The 16,877-nt window shown below is 46.4% G+C and carries 18 protein-coding genes; 9 read left to right on the forward strand and 9 right to left on the reverse strand.

All coding sequences use genetic code 11. The annotated features are described in order from the left end of the window. Nucleotides 1–36: 36 nt before the first annotated feature. Together AC787_RS06915 and AC787_RS06920 are read left to right on the forward strand one after the other, a co-directional pair. The gene (locus tag AC787_RS06915) at nt 37–1,770 is read left to right on the forward strand and encodes an ABC transporter ATP-binding protein (protein ID WP_054024106.1); all 1,734 of its coding nucleotides are present in this window, start codon (nt 37–39) and stop codon (nt 1,768–1,770) included. After that, entirely contained in the window at nt 1,767–3,671 is a 1,905-nt protein-coding gene (locus tag AC787_RS06920; protein WP_054024107.1) for an ABC transporter ATP-binding protein, read from the forward strand. The genes AC787_RS06915 and AC787_RS06920 overlap by 4 nt, the downstream gene beginning before the upstream one ends. Nucleotides 3,672–4,455: 784 nt before the next feature. Here AC787_RS06920 and AC787_RS06925 read toward each other — a convergent pair. From AC787_RS06925 to AC787_RS06945, 5 genes are all read right to left on the reverse strand, one after another. Then, complete coding sequence (locus AC787_RS06925; RefSeq protein WP_054024108.1) at nt 4,456–4,860, reverse strand: DUF350 domain-containing protein; 405 nt, start codon at nt 4,858–4,860, stop codon at nt 4,456–4,458. A gap of 81 nt (nt 4,861–4,941) precedes the next feature. Continuing rightward, the gene (locus AC787_RS06930) at nt 4,942–6,267 is read right to left on the reverse strand and encodes a glutathionylspermidine synthase family protein (RefSeq protein WP_063847496.1); all 1,326 of its coding nucleotides are present in this window, start codon (nt 6,265–6,267) and stop codon (nt 4,942–4,944) included. Between the two features lie 3 nt (nt 6,268–6,270). Further along, the gene (locus tag AC787_RS06935; protein ID WP_235560922.1) at nt 6,271–6,603 is read right to left on the reverse strand and encodes a hypothetical protein; all 333 of its coding nucleotides are present in this window, start codon (nt 6,601–6,603) and stop codon (nt 6,271–6,273) included. Further along, nucleotides 6,604–7,086, reverse strand: a complete 483-nt coding sequence (locus tag AC787_RS06940) for a hypothetical protein (RefSeq protein WP_054024109.1) — start codon at nt 7,084–7,086, stop codon at nt 6,604–6,606. Between the two features lie 5 nt (nt 7,087–7,091). Further along, a complete protein-coding gene (locus AC787_RS06945; protein WP_268760161.1) occupies nt 7,092–8,165 on the reverse strand; it encodes a potassium channel protein in 1,074 nt (357 codons plus the stop codon). A gap of 272 nt (nt 8,166–8,437) precedes the next feature. Here AC787_RS06945 and AC787_RS06950 point away from each other — a divergent pair, with 272 nt between their 5' ends. Further along, nucleotides 8,438–8,839: a hypothetical protein gene (locus tag AC787_RS06950; protein ID WP_054024111.1), complete on the forward strand. Its 402-nt coding sequence runs from the start codon at nt 8,438–8,440 to the stop codon at nt 8,837–8,839. A 135-nt stretch (nt 8,840–8,974) separates the two neighbouring features. Continuing rightward, nucleotides 8,975–9,364, forward strand: coding sequence for a cytochrome c oxidase subunit II (locus AC787_RS06955; protein ID WP_054024112.1), 390 nt, complete (start codon nt 8,975–8,977; stop codon nt 9,362–9,364). 69 nt (nt 9,365–9,433) lie between these two features. On the opposite strand, the gene AC787_RS06960 is transcribed toward AC787_RS06955, so the two are convergent. Then, entirely contained in the window at nt 9,434–9,700 is a 267-nt protein-coding gene (locus AC787_RS06960) for a hypothetical protein (protein ID WP_054024113.1), read from the reverse strand. A gap of 108 nt (nt 9,701–9,808) precedes the next feature. Here AC787_RS06960 and AC787_RS06965 point away from each other — a divergent pair, with 108 nt between their 5' ends. The 5 genes from AC787_RS06965 (at nt 9,809) to AC787_RS06985 (ending at nt 12,646) form a co-directional block, all read left to right on the forward strand. Then, nucleotides 9,809–10,096 carry a Dabb family protein gene (locus tag AC787_RS06965; RefSeq protein ID WP_054024114.1) on the forward strand — a complete coding sequence of 96 codons (288 nt, stop codon included), beginning with the start codon at nt 9,809–9,811 and terminating at the stop codon, nt 10,094–10,096. Nucleotides 10,097–10,248: 152 nt separating this feature from the next. After that, the gene (locus tag AC787_RS06970; RefSeq protein WP_054024115.1) at nt 10,249–10,668 is read left to right on the forward strand and encodes a DUF86 domain-containing protein; all 420 of its coding nucleotides are present in this window, start codon (nt 10,249–10,251) and stop codon (nt 10,666–10,668) included. 149 nt (nt 10,669–10,817) lie between these two features. Then, entirely contained in the window at nt 10,818–11,474 is a 657-nt protein-coding gene (locus AC787_RS06975) for a helix-turn-helix transcriptional regulator (protein WP_054026947.1), read from the forward strand. Between the two features lie 227 nt (nt 11,475–11,701). Beyond that, nucleotides 11,702–12,178, forward strand: a complete 477-nt coding sequence (locus tag AC787_RS06980; RefSeq protein WP_054024116.1) for a DUF948 domain-containing protein — start codon at nt 11,702–11,704, stop codon at nt 12,176–12,178. 51 nt (nt 12,179–12,229) lie between these two features. Beyond that, nucleotides 12,230–12,646, forward strand: coding sequence for a YtxH domain-containing protein (locus AC787_RS06985; RefSeq protein ID WP_063847497.1), 417 nt, complete (start codon nt 12,230–12,232; stop codon nt 12,644–12,646). A gap of 114 nt (nt 12,647–12,760) precedes the next feature. Here the strand turns inward: AC787_RS06985 and AC787_RS06990 are convergent, their stop codons facing one another. The 3 genes from AC787_RS06990 to AC787_RS07000 form a co-directional block, all read right to left on the reverse strand. Further along, the gene (locus AC787_RS06990) at nt 12,761–13,981 is read right to left on the reverse strand and encodes a sugar phosphate nucleotidyltransferase (RefSeq protein ID WP_235560923.1); all 1,221 of its coding nucleotides are present in this window, start codon (nt 13,979–13,981) and stop codon (nt 12,761–12,763) included. A gap of 147 nt (nt 13,982–14,128) precedes the next feature. Beyond that, complete coding sequence (locus AC787_RS06995) at nt 14,129–15,874, reverse strand: alpha-glycosidase (RefSeq protein WP_054024117.1); 1,746 nt, start codon at nt 15,872–15,874, stop codon at nt 14,129–14,131. Nucleotides 15,875–15,911: 37 nt separating this feature from the next. Beyond that, entirely contained in the window at nt 15,912–16,718 is an 807-nt protein-coding gene (locus AC787_RS07000) for an SDR family oxidoreductase (protein ID WP_054024118.1), read from the reverse strand. Nucleotides 16,719–16,877 lie beyond the last annotated feature (159 nt).

Raw genomic sequence — 16,877 nt, forward strand, 5'->3', positions numbered from 1 at the left:
AGTACATAATGAAATACTGAGCGGAGATGATGTTGCCTGTTAAAATTATTTCGTGAATTGAAAACGTATTGGTTAATGATCGCATTCGTGTTCTTGCTCGTATTTTTGCAATCGCTATCAGAGCTTTATTTGCCTACATTGATGGCGGATATCGTAAATTTGGGTATTCTAAAAGGCGATACGGGTTATATTGTAAAGCTTGGTGGTCTAATGCTACTTATTACTGCTGCAGGCGTTGTGTTCTCTATCGCCGCAAGCTATTATTCTTCAACCATCGCCGCAGGTTTCGGCAAACGTACGCGCAGCAAGCTGTTTGCTCATGTAGAAAATTTTTCTTTGCACGAGTTTGACAAAATCGGAACCGCCTCGCTCATCACGCGCACTACAAATGATGTTACGCAAGTGCAGCAAGTGCTTATTATGATGCTTCGTATGATGGTTATGGCGCCGATGATGTGTATCGGCGGTATTATTATGGCTGTCTCGAAGGATGCCACGTTGTCACTTGTGTTTGTCGTTGTCGTTCCGATACTTGCTGGAACGATTATTTTTATTGGCTCCAAAGGTGTCGTTCTCTTCAAAGCGATGCAAATAAAAATCGATAAGCTGAATCTGGTGCTGCGCGAAGGTTTGACGGGCATACGCGTCATTCGCTCCTTCAATCGGACGACATTCGAGCAGCAGCGTTTCGTGCGGGCAAATAAAGATTTGACCGATACCGCCATCAAGGTAAACAAAGTGATGGCATTTATGATGCCGGTTATGATGCTTATTCTTAACTTGTCCAGTGTCGCTATTTTGTGGTTTGGCAGTATTCGGATTAGCAATAATGATATGCAAATTGGAGATTTAATGGCATTCCTACAATATGCGATGCAAATTCTGTTCTCACTGATCATGGTGGCGATGATGTTTATTATGGTGCCTCGTGCTTCGGTATCTGCTGTTCGGATTAATGAAGTGCTGGGTATGCAGCCGGACATCCAAGACGCACATGATGCTGGAAATGGTGTGCGAACAGGAACGGGCGGCGAAGTCGAATTCCGTAATGTTACATTCAGTTATCCAGGGGCAGAGAAACCTGCATTATCAGAAATATCTTTTATCGCAAAGTCAGGCGAGACTACTGCGATTATCGGAGGTACAGGTTCAGGAAAGTCTACGCTCGTCAATCTTATTCCACGTTTCTATGATATCGAAGCGGGCAGCGTGCTTATCGATGGTGATGATGTGCGGCTCCTTTCGCAGCAGAGCTTGCGGGCAAAGATCGGATACGTACCCCAGCAGGCTGTGTTGTTCACCGGAACAATCAGCGACAATATTAGATATGGCAAAGAAGAGGCGACTGACGATGAGGTTAAGCACGCGGCATTAGTTGCGCAGGCTGCTTCTTTTATAGCAGAAATGCCGGAAGGTTATGATTCCATCATTGCACAAGGCGGTACGAACGTATCGGGCGGTCAGAAGCAGCGGCTTTCAATTGCGAGAGCACTCGTCAGAAAGCCGGACATTTATATTTTTGACGATAGCTTCTCTGCGCTCGATTTCAAAACAGACTCGCTGCTGCGGGCAGCGCTGAAGGAAGAAACACTACATGCCGCTGTTCTAATCGTGGCACAGCGTGTAAGCACCGTCATTCAAGCCGATAAAATCATCGTACTTGATGAAGGAGCGATTGCAGGCATTGGCAATCATCAGGAGTTAATGGAAACAAGCAGCGTGTATCGCGAAATCGTGTCGTCGCAGCTGTCAGAGGAGGAAATAGCATGAGTGATCGTCGGCATGACAAGAAACCGTCTGGCACTGGCGGCGGGCCTGGATTTGGTCCTCCTGGCAGAGGCCCCATGGGTCCTGGCGGCGGCGGTCCGATGGGCGGGCTGGGGATGCAGGTGCAGAAGGCGAAGGATTTTAAAGGTACACTTCGCAGATTGCTCACTTACTTAAGACCGCAACGGATGAAGCTCATTGTGGTCATTATAATGGCTGTTCTGAGCACCATTTTCTCTATCGTCAGTCCAAAGCTGATGGGGAATGCGACTACCGAAATATTCGAAGGCATTACGGGCGGGGGCGTTAATTTTGACGCGATTATGCGTATTGTACTCGTTCTGCTGGGCCTGTACCTGTTAAGCTCATTTTTTGCTTACGTGCAGCAGTACGTCATGGCAGGGGTTGCCCAAAAAACGGTTTATGATCTGCGCAATGAAGTAAACACAAAGCTGGCGCGGCTGCCGCTTTCGTTTTTTGACTCAAGAACGCATGGAGAGATTTTGAGCCGGACCGTCAATGATGTCGATAACATTAGCAATACGCTGCAACAGAGCTTGACTCAGCTCATTACTTCAATTGTGACTTTGATCGGCGTTATCATTATGATGCTGACGATTAGTCCACTATTGACAGTTATTTTGCTTCTTACATTGCCGCTAAGTTTTTTTGTTATAAAGGCAATAGCGTCCCGCTCTCAGGGGTATTTCAAATCCCAGCAAGCAGAGCTAGGACAACTGAACGGTCATGTGGAAGAAATGTACACCGGACATAAAATCATCAAGGCTTTTGGACATGAGCGAAAGTCAGTAGCCGAGTTTGACGCCATTAATGACCGGCTTTATCATTCTGGTCGGAAAGCGCAATTTATTTCGGGCGTGATGATGCCTTTGATGTCATTTATAAATAATATTGGCTATGTCCTGATTAGTGTCGTTGGCGGTATTCTGGTAACGCGTCAAGCGATCAAAATCGGCGATATTCAGGCCTTCATTCAATACGCACGGCAGTTCTCACAGCCGCTGACACAGACCGCGAATATTGCGAACATCATCCAGTCTACGATTGCGTCGGCGGAGCGGGTGTTTGAGCTGCTTGATGAACAAGAAGAAAGCGCGGAACCAAGCGGCAAAGACGCAGCTGTCATCGCTGCACCGCAAGGGAATGTTCGTTTTGAGCATGTGAAGTTTGGTTATAAGGAAGATGTTGTCCTTATTGGAGATATGAACATCGATGTGAAGCAAGGGCAAATGGTTGCCATCGTCGGACCAACGGGTGCCGGTAAAACAACATTAGTTAATTTGCTGATGCGTTTTTATGAAATAAACGAAGGCAGCATTACCGTTGATGGCGTGAACATTACACAGCTGCGACGGGGAGATTTGCGCATGCTGTTTGGGATGGTGCTGCAGGATACATGGCTGTTTAACGGCTCCATTCGTGACAATATCGCCTATGGGCGCGAGGGAGCAACAGAGGCAGAGATTGTCGATGCAGCCCAAGCGGCACATGCCGATCATTTCATTCGGACGCTGCCTGAAGGCTATGATACCGTGCTTAATGAAGAAGCCTCCAACATATCACAGGGCCAGAAGCAGCTGCTTACTATTGCAAGAGCGATTCTCGCCGATCCCGCTATCCTCATTCTCGATGAAGCGACTAGCAGTGTGGATACACGAACAGAAGCTCAAATTCAGAAGGCTATGGGTAGGCTGATGGAAGGTAGAACAAGCTTCGTTATTGCACACCGTCTATCTACAATTAAAGATGCCGACATGATTCTCGTAATGAACCATGGTGATGTGATCGAGAAGGGCAGCCATGACGAGCTTCTAGCAAAAGGCGGCTTCTATGCTGATCTGTACAACAGCCAGTTTTCCACTGAAGCGGGTTCGGTAGCTTGAGTTTTTGATCAGTAAGCACATATATGTGCTTACTGAGTGCGACTCGGCGTGTGAGTTAGGTGGAAAAGCAGCTGTAAGCACGTATATGCTCTTACAGCGATAAAAGTAACTAAATTGAACCCCTGTAAGCACACAGTAGCGCTTATTGGGGTTATTTGTCGTATGGGTTGGGTGTGGAAAAGCAGCTGTAAGCACGTATACGCTCTTACAGCGATAAAAGTAACCAAGATGAACGCCTGTAAGCACATATATGTGCTTACAGAGTGGAACTCGTCGTTGGTTTAGGTGGAAAAGCAGCTGTAAGCACGTATACGCTCTTACAGCGATAAAAGTAACCAAGATAAACGACTGTAAGCACATATATGTGCTTACTGAGTGCGACTCGGCGTGTGAGATGGGTGGAAAAGCAGCTGTAAGCACGTATACGCTCTTACAGCGATAAAAGTAACCAAGATGAACGCTTGTAAGCACATATATGTGCTTACAGAGTGGGAATCGGCGTATGTGTAAGGTGGAAAAGCAGCTGTAAGCACGTATATGCTCTTACAGCGATAAAAGTAACCAAATTGAATGCTTGTAAGCACATATATGTGCTTACAGTGATAGAGTAGCCCAAATTAGCTGCCCATAAGCACCAACAGGTATTTGCAGCGTGACTATTGTGGGCTAAGGTTTTAGGGTGGTAGGGAGACGAAACGTTGAGGGATGTTTCCTAATAACAAAAAAAGGTGACCTTTCAGCCTAGATCACGGCTGGATGGTCACCTTTTTTGCAATAGAATCTGTTACATCAGAAACGTACCAATTACAATGGATACGCCGATGATGACGGAGCGCAGAAGCTGAGCAACGGCTAGATTTCCTTGCTCAATTTGCTCACATACTTTAAAGCGTGGTGTAAGAAAATCGAAAACAACGTAGACCAAGCAAAGAATGCCGATGCCAATCGCCGACCAAATCAACATCGATACCCACGATTGCGAGCTATAGGATACCATTGCAACGATAATACACAATCCCAGCAGCTTACTGCCCATATACATACCTGCTGCCTGATTGCCTTTACTTATTTCCTCACCGTCATTATAACGAGTTAATTTACTGAAAATGAATGCGCCTACACCTAAAATGATCAGCAGGAGAACGAGGCCAATTCCAACATTAGCGGCATTATCCAAAAATTCATTCATTATTGATCCTCCTCAAAGTTTTGTGAAGCAAAACTCGCTTCGAAAGCATACGCTCAAAATTTTGTTATACGAACGCTATAGCTAATCTACAATCGCAGCGGGGCAGTAGTAAGCCATATCCCCTGTGATTTTCGCGCCTACGCGTGGGAGAAGGCCAGCGAAGCTGCCTCCGATGACATAAGCGCCGGTTAATAAGCTGCCATGAAAGGGCCCTGATTCGGTATGTACTTCAACCTCTTCCATCGTAAAGCGCTGCTGATAAATTTTTGGCTGCGAGCTGTAGTACAGCTTTGTTTCCTCTGCTTCTTCTTCTCCATCCTCTTGAACACCCCATTCCTCAGTCTCTAGCGTGCCATCACCTGCATAGAGAGAAGTCCCCTTGCCTTCGCGACCCCAGTAGCTTTTGGCGACATAAGGTATCTGCTGCTGAACGAACACGGTATTCTCAAAATAGGTGGGGAGAAGGTACTTGCGAATAGTTTCAAGCTCTGCTTCATCAAAGAGTGGATGGCCAAGCACATCTGACGATTGATCATTCCGTTCATATAGCGCCCAAATCAGCGCTAAAAAGCCTTTGCTTTGCGTAATGATGCTCTGCGGCGGATTGATGAGTGCAAGCCGTCCAATCAGGGCAAGCTCGATGAGCGCTTCGCCGACTGGGAGCCCAGTATCAGCTTCTGTATCCTGGATCAAATATTCAAGCGGATAGAGACGATACAAAATATCGATGCGCTCTCCGCCGCCGTATAAGCCATCTCCTGCAACAATCGTAAGCTGGTCCAGTGGAACGAGGATGACGGAATAACCAAGCTTGCGAATAATGTTTAATACATATTCCGTATTGCCTTTATCCTCCGTGTGCCAATCGTAGCAAGTACATGCAATCGTTCCCGTTAAGCCTTGGCTCTGATAGTGGACGATAAGTTTCTCTAAAGCTTTCATGAGCGCATCATCCATATTCTCGGATGCGGAGCGATGAGTCGTGTAGCGATTGATGATCGCGTTGCCTAAAAAAGCCGTCTCGGGTATGCCGGTGGGCGTATCCGTATTATTTTCGATACATTTCATCCCATGTTCCGTCACGATCCAGTCTTGTCTTGACACCCCATGAGAGGGTGTTGCGATACGCGCTGCTTGGATAAGAGAAGGATGAATGCCTAACTGCTTATTCATAAAATCATCAGATAAATACTGCTGTGCAAACCGAAGCGATTTCCAATAAAGCTGATCCACTTGCTCGGAGGCCGCTTGAAGCTCCTCGAATTGGGCCGCGGTGTATCCCATTATGGAAGGCAGGCAGTATTGTTTGCCATATATGCGATGGTAGGGAATACGCTGTGCGAGCTCGCCCTGAAACAGCTCATCGTGAGTCATTTGGAGCGGGATAACACGCCGTTGACGCTCCATAGGTTAACCTCCGCTGCTGCCGCTGCTAATGCCGGAGCTGCCGAAGCCTTTCGAAGCGCTGGAACTGGATTTATAGCTCGATGATTTTTTATTCGATTTTCCATTTGTAATATAAGTTCCGCCGCTTCTCGAGCCGTTATCGTCGCAATAACCGTCATTGTCGTAATCTACGCAATCTCTTGAGCTTGTTGTGTTGCAGCCGCTTAGAGCGACGGGTACGGTTAACATCAATGCAAAGGCGATTGCTTTCTGACCTTTTGCTTTTAATTTGGCGCTAGCTGTCGAAGGGCCCGCATTCGAATCGCTTCTGGCTGCAAATGCTTTCTCTTGAGACATTTACAGATTCACTCCTTTCAAAAAAACGACGATCTTGCTGCGATCCATATCATATATCGTATAAACCGTCTCATAGGTTTTCTGCTCGCTTACTATATAATGATCGAGCAGAAGAGCTGCAAATTCGAGAGGACTGGCCGGTGCTCGCTGAGCGAGTGTGCACGGATTAAAACGATAGCCGTTCCAAAGCAAATATTCAACTTCCATATAAGGGGAGACGGTGACGTATTCATAAAGCGCAGCTCGAATGGCTTGCCCGTATACGGTATCATCATGTTCATTATAGGGCTTCGCATAAATATGATGATGCTGTCCGTCCTCGCACTCGTTCGCTGTATGCTCATACAGACCGTTGCGGAAAATAGTTGCGTTAACGAGCTTGCGTACAAATATATCTTCACGAGTTACAGCTGCTTCGGTAATGGTTCGCTCTACACGTTGATCTCGCTCAGACCATTCCATGTAGATCAGCGAGCTATTCATTATAACTACCGCCTTTCGGATTTAATCTTAGTGATGGTCTCGTCATTCGAAATAACGAATAAACGGGCTGCGGCTGGAATAGCTTCTTCGAGCCTGCGATTGATGCCCATGTCTGTGCGGTCTGCAATAAGGGTAGCTCCTTGGCGCAGTAGTGCATGGAAAGCATCACCATAGGTTGACCAGCCGGGGTCTACGGCGATCTCAAATACGTCTTCGCCATATTTTCGGCTGAGCAGCTGCATGAAGATATCGACATTTCCTTCCTTCAAAGCAGATCGTACAGCCAGTCTGGAAACCGCATCATGGGATAAAATAAAATCATTTACTTGTACGTGTCGGAAATTGAGAATATGCTTCTCCAGCACGATTTCAACGGTTGTATGAACGGAAGGAGCTGCTTGCTCAATGCTTGATGCGATTAGCAGCGATTTGCCATCGATGAGCGACGTGTCTTCAATAGAAGGGTCAGCAAAAATAATTGCTGAACGAGCTGTATGAATGTTAGCCTGCTCAAGTACTTCCGCCGAAGTAGGATCACCGCTTACAAAATGCACCTGCGGATGATCGAACGGATGTTTATCACTATTATCAATTACAACAATGGACATCTTAGCATCAGAGTCTAGCAAATCTTCAACGGCCAGCTGTGCTTTTTTACTCCAATTAATAACGATGATATGTTCATGACCTTGATACTTCAATTTGCCACCCTCTCTCCTTCGCTGAAGTACAGCTATTGAATCGATAATTTTTCCAATTAATAAGCTGAGCAGGCCGATTCCGAATACGTACAGCAGCATGGCAAGCACTTTTCCTGGCACCGTTTTAGGAAAAAAATCGCCATAGCCGACCGTTGCGACGGTCGTCATCACCCACCAAAACGAATTAAACCAATGGCCAAAGGTGTTTGGCTCAAGCAGGAAAGCGATCGTGGAGCTGATGAAAACAAGCAATAACGTAAGAAAAACAACAAAGTAATTGTTTAAACGAAGCAGCTTATTTGTAAGTTTCAAAAAAATCTGCATGCCTGTCACCCTCAATCGAAATTTGACTTTATAGCAAACTAACACTCCTAGCATTCCCCAATACGAAATTGGGTGAATGTAAGATTCTTTTTAATAGAAAGAAGTGAGCCGCACTTTTTATGCATTTTGTATTATACATGGAAACACAGTTCATTTGGGAATAATTGTTTTAGGCTTGTATATCTCAGCGGAAGAGAAACAACGGTTCGCAAATAATCGAGGTGATTAGGGATAAAAGTTAACTTTTGGGTAAAAGTAAATTAACTTGCATCAAATCCTCGCTTCTCGCTATAATAAGAACAAATGTTCTTATTGGAGGGGTGGCAATGGCCGCTAAAGAGGAAGAAGCCCGCGGAAAAGTCAGAACGGCTGCTAATCCACCGATACAGACCGAGGAAGAGCTTGTGCTGGTGAAGCAGTACGTACTGCTTGGCATTGTCATGCGTATTTTGGATCATGATATACGTGTGATCGGTACTTCAGCAATTAAGCTGCCGCGGTTTTATGAATCGATGATGCGCGGCATGCAAGATCGGGTGCTGCTTGATCTCGCTGGAATTAGAAGGAAATTCCGTGAAACAGGGATAAAGGTGTATGAGGAGAAGCGCGAAGCGGATGGTTTGCATGCCGAATATGTGTGCAGAGGTTACCATCATCGTTTTTTTATGCTGTGGGGCTTTGTAAAAGCAGAGTCTGAACGTGTATTAAAACAGTATTTGTCCAGCTAATTTTGAAATTGTTCATGGTTTTGTCAAAATAACAAAAAAACTTTTCAGCTTTCCGTAGTTTAAGGTTGAGAACTTCGGACGATCTTATGTAATATAAGAGGTAGACATTATGATCGCAAAGGGGAGCACATAGCAATGCATAAGTGGATTATGTTTACTGTATTTGCAGCTGCGTCATTGCTGGGCTTATATTTGCTCACATTCGCACTGCCAGCTAAGCCGGTTGATGAGTCTGCCTCATTGCCAGAGGGCATGACATTATTGAAGGTTGTAGCATCTAACGATTTTGTATTTGATCAAAAAGAGTACAAAGTTAAGGTTGGAGACAAGGTAAGACTTAAGCTTTCGAACAAAAGCGGTATCCACGGGATGCATATTGACGAGCTTAAAGTAGCTTTGGATAACGATCACCCGGAAACAGACTTGGAATTTAAAGAGCCAGGAACTTACAGAATCTATTGTTCCATTCCATGCGGTCAAGGACATACAACGATGGAATCTACTTTAGTGGTTGAAGCAGCCTAGAGCTTGATCGATTCGTTTGCTGTAAAAATGAGAAAGGAGCCGAAAGGCTCCTTTTTGCCTAAAATAAAGCTATCGTGCCGAACGCCGATGATGCTCATTCTCACGACTGCGTACGATAAGCACGTCGGCTAGGAAGCCGAGCAGCGCCCACGTAATTACCGTAAGTGCATACATGAGCAAGACGCTTACTTCATGCACGTCGACAAATAAATCAACGACCCATGCGGGAATGCTAAACATGAAGAAAACAAGATTGTGCGGGTCATAACCCGTGGAGTTAAACAAGCAGATAGCAAGTCCAATAATTGTAGCAACAATTGTAACCGGATAGCGCATAACGTACCGATCCCCTTCGTGTTAAAGATTGCCGTAATGCGACTGCATAGGTTATTATGTGACAAATAGACAAAGTTTATGCGTTAAAATCAGAGGAGGAACTGAAAAATGCTTACTCATATCGTATTTTTTAAATTAAAAGATGGCAGCGAAGAGAGCGTAGCGCGCACTGCACAGGTGCTTAGAGATATGGAAGGCAAGATTGAAGTGCTGAAGTCAATTGAAGTTGGCGTTGACGTTGTGCATTCGGAGCGTTCTTACGACATCGCCCTCATTACGAAATTCGAATCTTTGGAAGCGCTGGAGGTTTACCAAGTGCATCCTGTACATAAAAAAGTTATTGAGCATATGATGCAAGTTCGCGAAGCTTCCGTCAGCGTTGATTTTGAAAGCTGAGAGGCAGGTTGACAATTTATGAGTGACATGAGAGATGTATACGAAATATTGACATATTTGCTGGTCATCATTTTTAGCAGCATTATTATGGTGGCATGGCTTAAACGCAAAGCGAAAAAAAAGAAACAAGGCTGAAAGCGGGCGACTGATTGATGTATTATGTGAATCGTGAACAAATAGCCGTAAGGTTGGATTCGATTACTGAAGTCGCTTCGGCACTGGATTCACTTGCCGCTAATTGGCAGGGAACGGTGCTGGAGGGGTTGGCGCAGGAAAGAGCGCTGCATCTGGCTATTGAAACCGTAACGGATGTTGGAAGCTTCCTGATCGATGGGTTTATTTTGCGGGATGCGAGCAGCTATGAGGATATCATCGATATTACTGGCGAGGCAGGCGCGTTTCCGCTTCACATGCAGGCCACGCTGACCGAGCTTGTGAAGCTTCGCAAGCCGTTAGTGCAGGACTATTATGTTTGGCCGAGGACGGAGCTTCACCCACTTACCGGGACGCTTTCTACTCTGTTGCCTGCCTTTAAGCAAGCGATAAATGATTATTTGGAACGCGAATTATAGGCTTCTTAGCTATTAGTAAGCAAAACATACGGTTGCCGAACAAGGATAGCTTATGCCTTTACGATTGCTTTACGCTTGATTTACGAAAAACTAAAAATACGTTACAATGACGCTATCAAGCCTGCAAAGGTGGTGAAGGGTTGAAGCGGATGAAAACGGCAAGTACTGTTGACATAACGGCAGCTTCGCGGGGAGATCATTCCACGCGCGAGCGCATATTGATGCTGCTGAAAACAGGCGGCAGATTGAATGCTGGTTCCTTGTCAAGCGAGCTCGGATTAACGGAAATGGCGATCAGGCGTCATATGTATGCACTAGAGAGCGAAGGCAGCGTGAATATCGTATCTGTGCGACAGGCAATGGGCAGACCGCTCCATGCTTATGAGCTAACCGCTGCGGCGGATGAGCTTTTTCCGAAAAATTATCATATGCTCGCACTCGACTTGCTTGATGAGCTCGCTGATGACCCGGATACCGCAGCGCTTATTGACCGGATGTTTGATGGACGCAAGAATAAGCTGCTTGAACGTTATGAGCCACGAATGACGGGCAAGAGCTTGGAGCAGAAGGTTAGCGAACTCGCTGCGATTCAGAACGCAGGAGGGTATATGGCTGAAGTGGAACCACAAAGCGATGGCAGCTATATGTTGTATGAGTATAATTGTCCGATTGCTCAGGTTGCCGGCAAATACCTGCAAGCTTGCAACTGCGAGCTTTCCTTGTTTAAATCGTTGCTTGACGTGCCAGTAGAACGAACGGAATGTTTGGCGAAGGGCGGCGGCAAGTGCAGCTACCATATCGGTTAATGTAATAAGTGATACAAATGTATAGGTTGTCTTAGCAAATCGGAGAAGATTTGCTGAGGCGGCCTTTTTTTGTTGCCAATACGGGAAAGCTGCAGGCTCATGATCATTTTTATTTCGGTTGTGTCATGACAAGCCCATGCTGCTTATACTGTCATTACGCAAGTGGGCATTCGTCTAGGAGCATATACGTATGTTCCTGCAATTGATTGAAGAGGAGGGATACGGGCATGGTCATGATGTGGAGCGCAGCGGTAGCTGCAGGAGCATTTGTCATTTTAGTTGGCGGCATACTCATTGCCTTGCGATCGGCGCTCGGCAGGCTGGGGCAAGTGCAGGCTGAAGCGGAAGCGATGAGGCAGGACCTCAGTAAGTTGTCTTTAGAACTTAGCGGGCTTGTGCAGCCGACCGAGGAGGCGATTCGCGCCTTACATCGTCAGCTGCAGGCAATGAGCAAGCTATTTGAAGCGGCAGGGCAGGTTGGTGGGGCAATTGCACATACGACATCGACCGTTGAGCGCGTTACGTCCATATTGTCGGAGTCGGCTGAGCAGCATGCGAAGCGGCACGAGACGAAGCGGCAGGTCGGTGATGCGCTTGAATGGGCGGAGCTAGGGATGGCTGCATGGCAGCTGTGGCAAACTAACCGAAAGGCAGCAACGTCTGCCGAAGATGAGCATAAGCCTGTATTCGAATCGGAATCTTAAATCAAGGCGCTATCGACGAAGAGCACGCTAAACACGAAAGGAGCAAAAACAATGACAACTCGTAAACAAACAAAGGGATTTTTTCTCGGCGCATTAGCTGGAGGTGTTGTAGGATCGATTACTGCATTGTTGCTAGCACCGAAGCCGGGCAAGGAATTGCGTCAGGATATTTCAGTAGGCGCGCAGAGGGTTGGAGAAACAACAGTTAAAGTTGCTGGCCAAGTGGGCGATACGACGGGTCGTATTGCCAAACAAATCAGTGGTCAAGCGATCCAAATCGCTGATCGCACTAAACAAGCGGCAAGCAGCGTTGTAAGCAGTGTAAGAAGCCGCAACAAAGGCACAGAAGAAACAGAAGCAATTACTGACGACATTGCTAATGCAGCCTTTACAGAAGAGGGCAGCGAGCAAGCGGCAAGTGCGATTGAAGCCGGAGAAACGGAAGCTGCTGCAACAAAGGAACTATAGAAGATAAACGAACGACGTGACATACGTAAAATAGTTCGAGAGCACAGTGCAAAAAAGGCAAACGGCAGGGAGCGAAGTCTCCTGCCGTTTGCTTTTTTTCTTCGTGTGAATGGATTAACCGTGAACATGGCTGTGAACGTATTTGGATGCCGGACGAAGTAAGCTTGCGAGTGGTTCCATCTCATAGTCGTTCATCGATGGAGAAGTCGCGGTTATGACTTCACCCGGGCCTACAACGGATATTTCATCATCTAATCGACCGACGAATGCGCCGTCATGAATAATAGCTCCTTCTCCGATAATCGCTCGATGAAGAGTGACATTTCTTCCAATTTTGGCTCCCGGCATGATGATGCTCTCGTAAATCTCGCTGTTAATGCCAATGGTAACGCCTGAGCAGACGATGGAGCGTGTTACTTCGGCTTCCACAGCGCATGCTGGATGGAGAATGGAGTCAGTAATCGTTGCTTCGGGGCTTAAATAAGGTTTTTCGCTTGTCAGGCTTGCGCTGGATTGAACTGGCCACTGATTTGCTCCGAGTTTAAGCTCGCCATCCAGCAGATCCATATTTGCCTCCCACAAGCTGTTGATTGTGCCGACATCCCTCCAGTAGCCGCTATATGGATAAGCAATCATATTGGTTTTAGAGGTAAGAAGAGCAGGAATAATATCTTTGCCAAAATCATGATTTGACTCTGCCGAAGCGGCGTCTTGGATGAGCATTTTTTTCAAGTCTGCCCAGCGGAACAAATAAATACCCATTGAAGCTAAGTTGCTGCGCGGCTCCGAAGGCTTCTCATGAAAAGAATTCACCCGCAATTGATCGTCTGTTTCAAGAATGCCGAAGCGGCTTGCCTCGTGCCAAGGTACTTTTTTAACGGCGATCGTAACGGCTGCGCCGCGATTTTTGTGAAATTCGAGCATGGGTTTGTAGTCCATTTCGTAGATGTGGTCGCCTGAGAGGATAAGCACATGCTCCGGAGCTTTTTCATCGATATAGTCGATGTTCTGATAAATAGCATCGGCAGTTCCGGCATAACCTTCTAAGCAATTTCGTGAGGAGGGAAGGAAGGATACTCCGCCAAGAACATGATCCGCTTGAGAACCGTTTCTGGATTTCATTACATATGTATGTACGCTTTCTGCGCAGTACTGCGTAAGCACGCCAATCGTCTTAATATTAGAGTTTGCACAGTTATTGAGTGGAAAATCAATCATTCGGAAGCGATCACCAAAAGGTATGACAGGTTTGGCGAACTGACTTGTAAGTGGGGCTAGGCGGCGCCCTTCTCCTCCGGCTAACAGCATGGCAATACATTCAGTATGAATCTTCAATTCAATGTCCCCCTGTCCATTAAATGTGGTTGATGGCTCTGTTAGTTATATGGATTCATTAACCATCTATCGTGACTATGAAACCGGTACGGTGAAAAAAAAGGGCCCTTACTCCGCCAAAATGGTGGTGCAAGAGCCCTTAAATGATTAGATGTTTCTGAATAAAATTCGGAAGTCGAGTGGTCCGAGCTCGAGCTGAAGCTGCTCTTCGAACGTGGGAACCTCATCTTTCGAAAGCGCATCTTTCCAGTCGTCAGCCTTCATCGGATGCGTAAGCGTAACGGTTTCTTCCGTGTTGTTAATCCAAATAGTGAAATGCTGATTGCCGTTTAAACGCTCATAAATAAAGGCGCCGTTCTCGTTATCTGCATATAAGAAGCGGAATCTCCCGTCACGAAGAACGGTATGCTGCTTGCGAATGGAAATTAAGAGTTGATAGAAATCAAACAGCTCACGATCTTGCTTTTCCTCATCCCATTCCATGCATTTGCGGCAGTCCGGATCATCGCCGCCGTCCATTCCAACCTCGTCGCCATAATATATGCACGGGATGCCCATTGAAGTCATCATAAATACAACAGCTTGTTTTAAACGCTGCGTATCTCCATTCAAGCGGGTGGACGCACGCGGTGTGTCATGGCTGGAGAGGAGGTTGAACAACGCCTCATTGGTTTGCTGAGGATAACGCATGAGCAAACGGTTTATTTGGTCGGCAAAGTCCGATGCCTGCCCTTCAGAGGAAGCGAAGAAATCCAAGATGCGTTCCGTAAATGGATAATTCATGGACGAGTCAAACTGATCTCCATGCAGCCAGTTAAGCGAGTTGCTCCATACCTCGCCGATAATAAAAACATCAGACTTCGCGGACTTGACGGCTCTTCGGAAATCCCGCCAGAAGGCGTGATCGATTTCACCCGCAACATCAAGTCTCCATCCGTCGATATCAGCTTCCTTGATCCAATGCACGGCAATATCAAGTAAAAATTGCTTTACCTCCGGGTTTGCCGTATTCAGCTTGGGCATATTGCCATAGAAGCCAAATGTCGCATAGTTCGCAGCGCCATCCTTGACTTCTACGGGAAAACCCTTCAAATGAAACCAATCTTTGTATTTCGAGCTTTCTCCATTCGCCAGCACGTCTTGGAAAGGAGGGAACTGCTCGCTCGTATGATTGAATACGGCATCTAATACGACACGAATTTCAAGGTCATGGCAAGCTTTAACCAACTTCTTAAGCTGCTCGGCATCTCCAAATTGTGGATCAATTTGCATATAATCGACCGTATCATATTTGTGATTTGACGGAGCTGTAAATAATGGCGTCAAATAAATCGCTGTAACACCCAAATCTGTCAGATGCTTGAGATTATCCATTATTCCTTGCAGATCGCCGCCAAAATGACTTTCGCCGCTTGGCGGTTCACCCCACGGCTGCAAGTTGTCGGGGTCATTGGTCGTATCGCCATTTGCGAAGCGATCGGGCATAATCTGATAGAAAACAGCTTCCTTCGCCCACTCGGGAGCATCAAACAAATCAACCGAATGAATAAAAGGGATTTCAAAATATCCGCCAGCTGGAGTGGGCTGCTCCTCAAAGATGCCCTTCTCGATGAGCCATAACGTTTCTTCACCGCTGCGTACGCGAAAGCCGTAAGAAAAACGCTGATACTCCGGCTTAATAACAGCCTCCCAATAATCGAATAGGGAGTCGGCTGCAATCTTTTCCATCTGAACATCAAGATGATGCTGATCCCAATCGTATTTGTCTCCCGTTACCGCAACAGCCTCTTCAACGTCATCTCTTTTGGTGCGGAGCCGCAGATGGAAAGTATCACGATCGTAAGCATATGCCCATTTCAGATCTGACGAATGATGCAAACATTCTTTAAACAATGGCGTTCGCCCCTTATCATATGGTCTTCTATAATTACTATCCGCGCAGCAAGGATTCTGCTCCGTCTATGTATACCGTTGTACCTGAGACATGGCTCGCGTCATCAGAAGCGAGGAACAAAGCCAGCTTGGCCACTTGAGCTGGGCTGCCGGGTCCATCTTCCAGCGGCTGACTGCCCTCAGGATATTCGACGGGTATCATTACGCTCTCCAGTTCTGGCGTACGCTCGGTATTTTCCTCGATGTTCGTTTCAATAGCGCCAGGGCAGATAGCGTTAACGCGAATTTTAAACTGAGCAAGCTCCAGAGCAGCCATTTTGGCAAATGCGACCTGTCCAGCCTTCGTGCTGCTGTATGCGCTGAAGCCGATATTCGAGAAGACCCGATTGCCGTTAATAGAGCTGGTGATGATGATGCTTCCTCCTTTTTCCTTTAGTAAAGGGATAGCATGCTTTACAGTCAGGAATGTGCCTGTAAGATTGACTTGAAGAGTCGTATTCCAATCTTCGAGGTCCATCAGCTCTATCGGTGTGAGTACACCGTTAATGCCTGCATTGGCAAATACAATGTCGAGTCGTCCATAATGTTCGCGTGCCTGTTGATAGGCGTCTGCAAGCTGAATTTCGTCGGATATATCGGTTTCAATAGGCAAGCAATCCACATTATATTCTCGGACACTGCGGCATACTTGCTCCATTGCTGCTTCTTTAATATCAAGAAGGACCAAGCTTGCGCCTTCCTTGGCAAATTTTATAGCGGCAGCTTTACCGATTCCAGAGCCTGCCCCTGTAATGAGTGCGACTTTTTCTTGTAAACGGCCGATCGGATATTTTACTTTTGTCATTTGAATGTCCTCCTTTTGGTTGTCAGTCGAATTACGATGATGCATAGGTTTCTACACGTATGTACCCGATCCGAGACGATCTAAACCGTTTGCAAAATGTTGCGGCACACGCTTTGCGTTGTATTTTTGATGAAGCAACAAAAAAAGGACCGAAATGCT

Source organism: Bacillus sp. FJAT-28004, from assembly GCF_001280845.1.
Lineage (GTDB): Bacteria > Bacillota > Bacilli > Paenibacillales > Paenibacillaceae > Pristimantibacillus.

Excerpts from the sequence above, each read along its gene's own strand:
- AC787_RS06920 (WP_054024107.1), top strand. The coding sequence starts at position 1,767 with ATGAGTGATCGTCGGCATGACAAGAAACCGTCTGGCACTGGCGGCGGG.
- AC787_RS06925 (WP_054024108.1), bottom strand. The coding sequence starts at position 4,860 with ATGAATGAATTTTTGGATAATGCCGCTAATGTTGGAATTGGCCTCGTT.
- AC787_RS06930 (WP_063847496.1), bottom strand. The coding sequence starts at position 6,267 with ATGGAGCGTCAACGGCGTGTTATCCCGCTCCAAATGACTCACGATGAG.
- AC787_RS06935 (WP_235560922.1), bottom strand. The coding sequence starts at position 6,603 with ATGTCTCAAGAGAAAGCATTTGCAGCCAGAAGCGATTCGAATGCGGGC.
- AC787_RS06940 (WP_054024109.1), bottom strand. The coding sequence starts at position 7,086 with ATGAATAGCTCGCTGATCTACATGGAATGGTCTGAGCGAGATCAACGT.
- AC787_RS06945 (WP_268760161.1), bottom strand. The coding sequence starts at position 8,165 with ATGCTAGGAGTGTTAGTTTGCTATAAAGTCAAATTTCGATTGAGGGTG.
- AC787_RS06950 (WP_054024111.1), top strand. The coding sequence starts at position 8,438 with ATGGCCGCTAAAGAGGAAGAAGCCCGCGGAAAAGTCAGAACGGCTGCT.
- AC787_RS06955 (WP_054024112.1), top strand. The coding sequence starts at position 8,975 with ATGCATAAGTGGATTATGTTTACTGTATTTGCAGCTGCGTCATTGCTG.
- AC787_RS06960 (WP_054024113.1), bottom strand. The coding sequence starts at position 9,700 with ATGCGCTATCCGGTTACAATTGTTGCTACAATTATTGGACTTGCTATC.
- AC787_RS06965 (WP_054024114.1), top strand. The coding sequence starts at position 9,809 with ATGCTTACTCATATCGTATTTTTTAAATTAAAAGATGGCAGCGAAGAG.
- AC787_RS06970 (WP_054024115.1), top strand. The coding sequence starts at position 10,249 with ATGTATTATGTGAATCGTGAACAAATAGCCGTAAGGTTGGATTCGATT.
- AC787_RS06975 (WP_054026947.1), top strand. The coding sequence starts at position 10,818 with ATGAAAACGGCAAGTACTGTTGACATAACGGCAGCTTCGCGGGGAGAT.
- AC787_RS06980 (WP_054024116.1), top strand. The coding sequence starts at position 11,702 with ATGGTCATGATGTGGAGCGCAGCGGTAGCTGCAGGAGCATTTGTCATT.
- AC787_RS06985 (WP_063847497.1), top strand. The coding sequence starts at position 12,230 with ATGACAACTCGTAAACAAACAAAGGGATTTTTTCTCGGCGCATTAGCT.
- AC787_RS07000 (WP_054024118.1), bottom strand. The coding sequence starts at position 16,718 with ATGACAAAAGTAAAATATCCGATCGGCCGTTTACAAGAAAAAGTCGCA.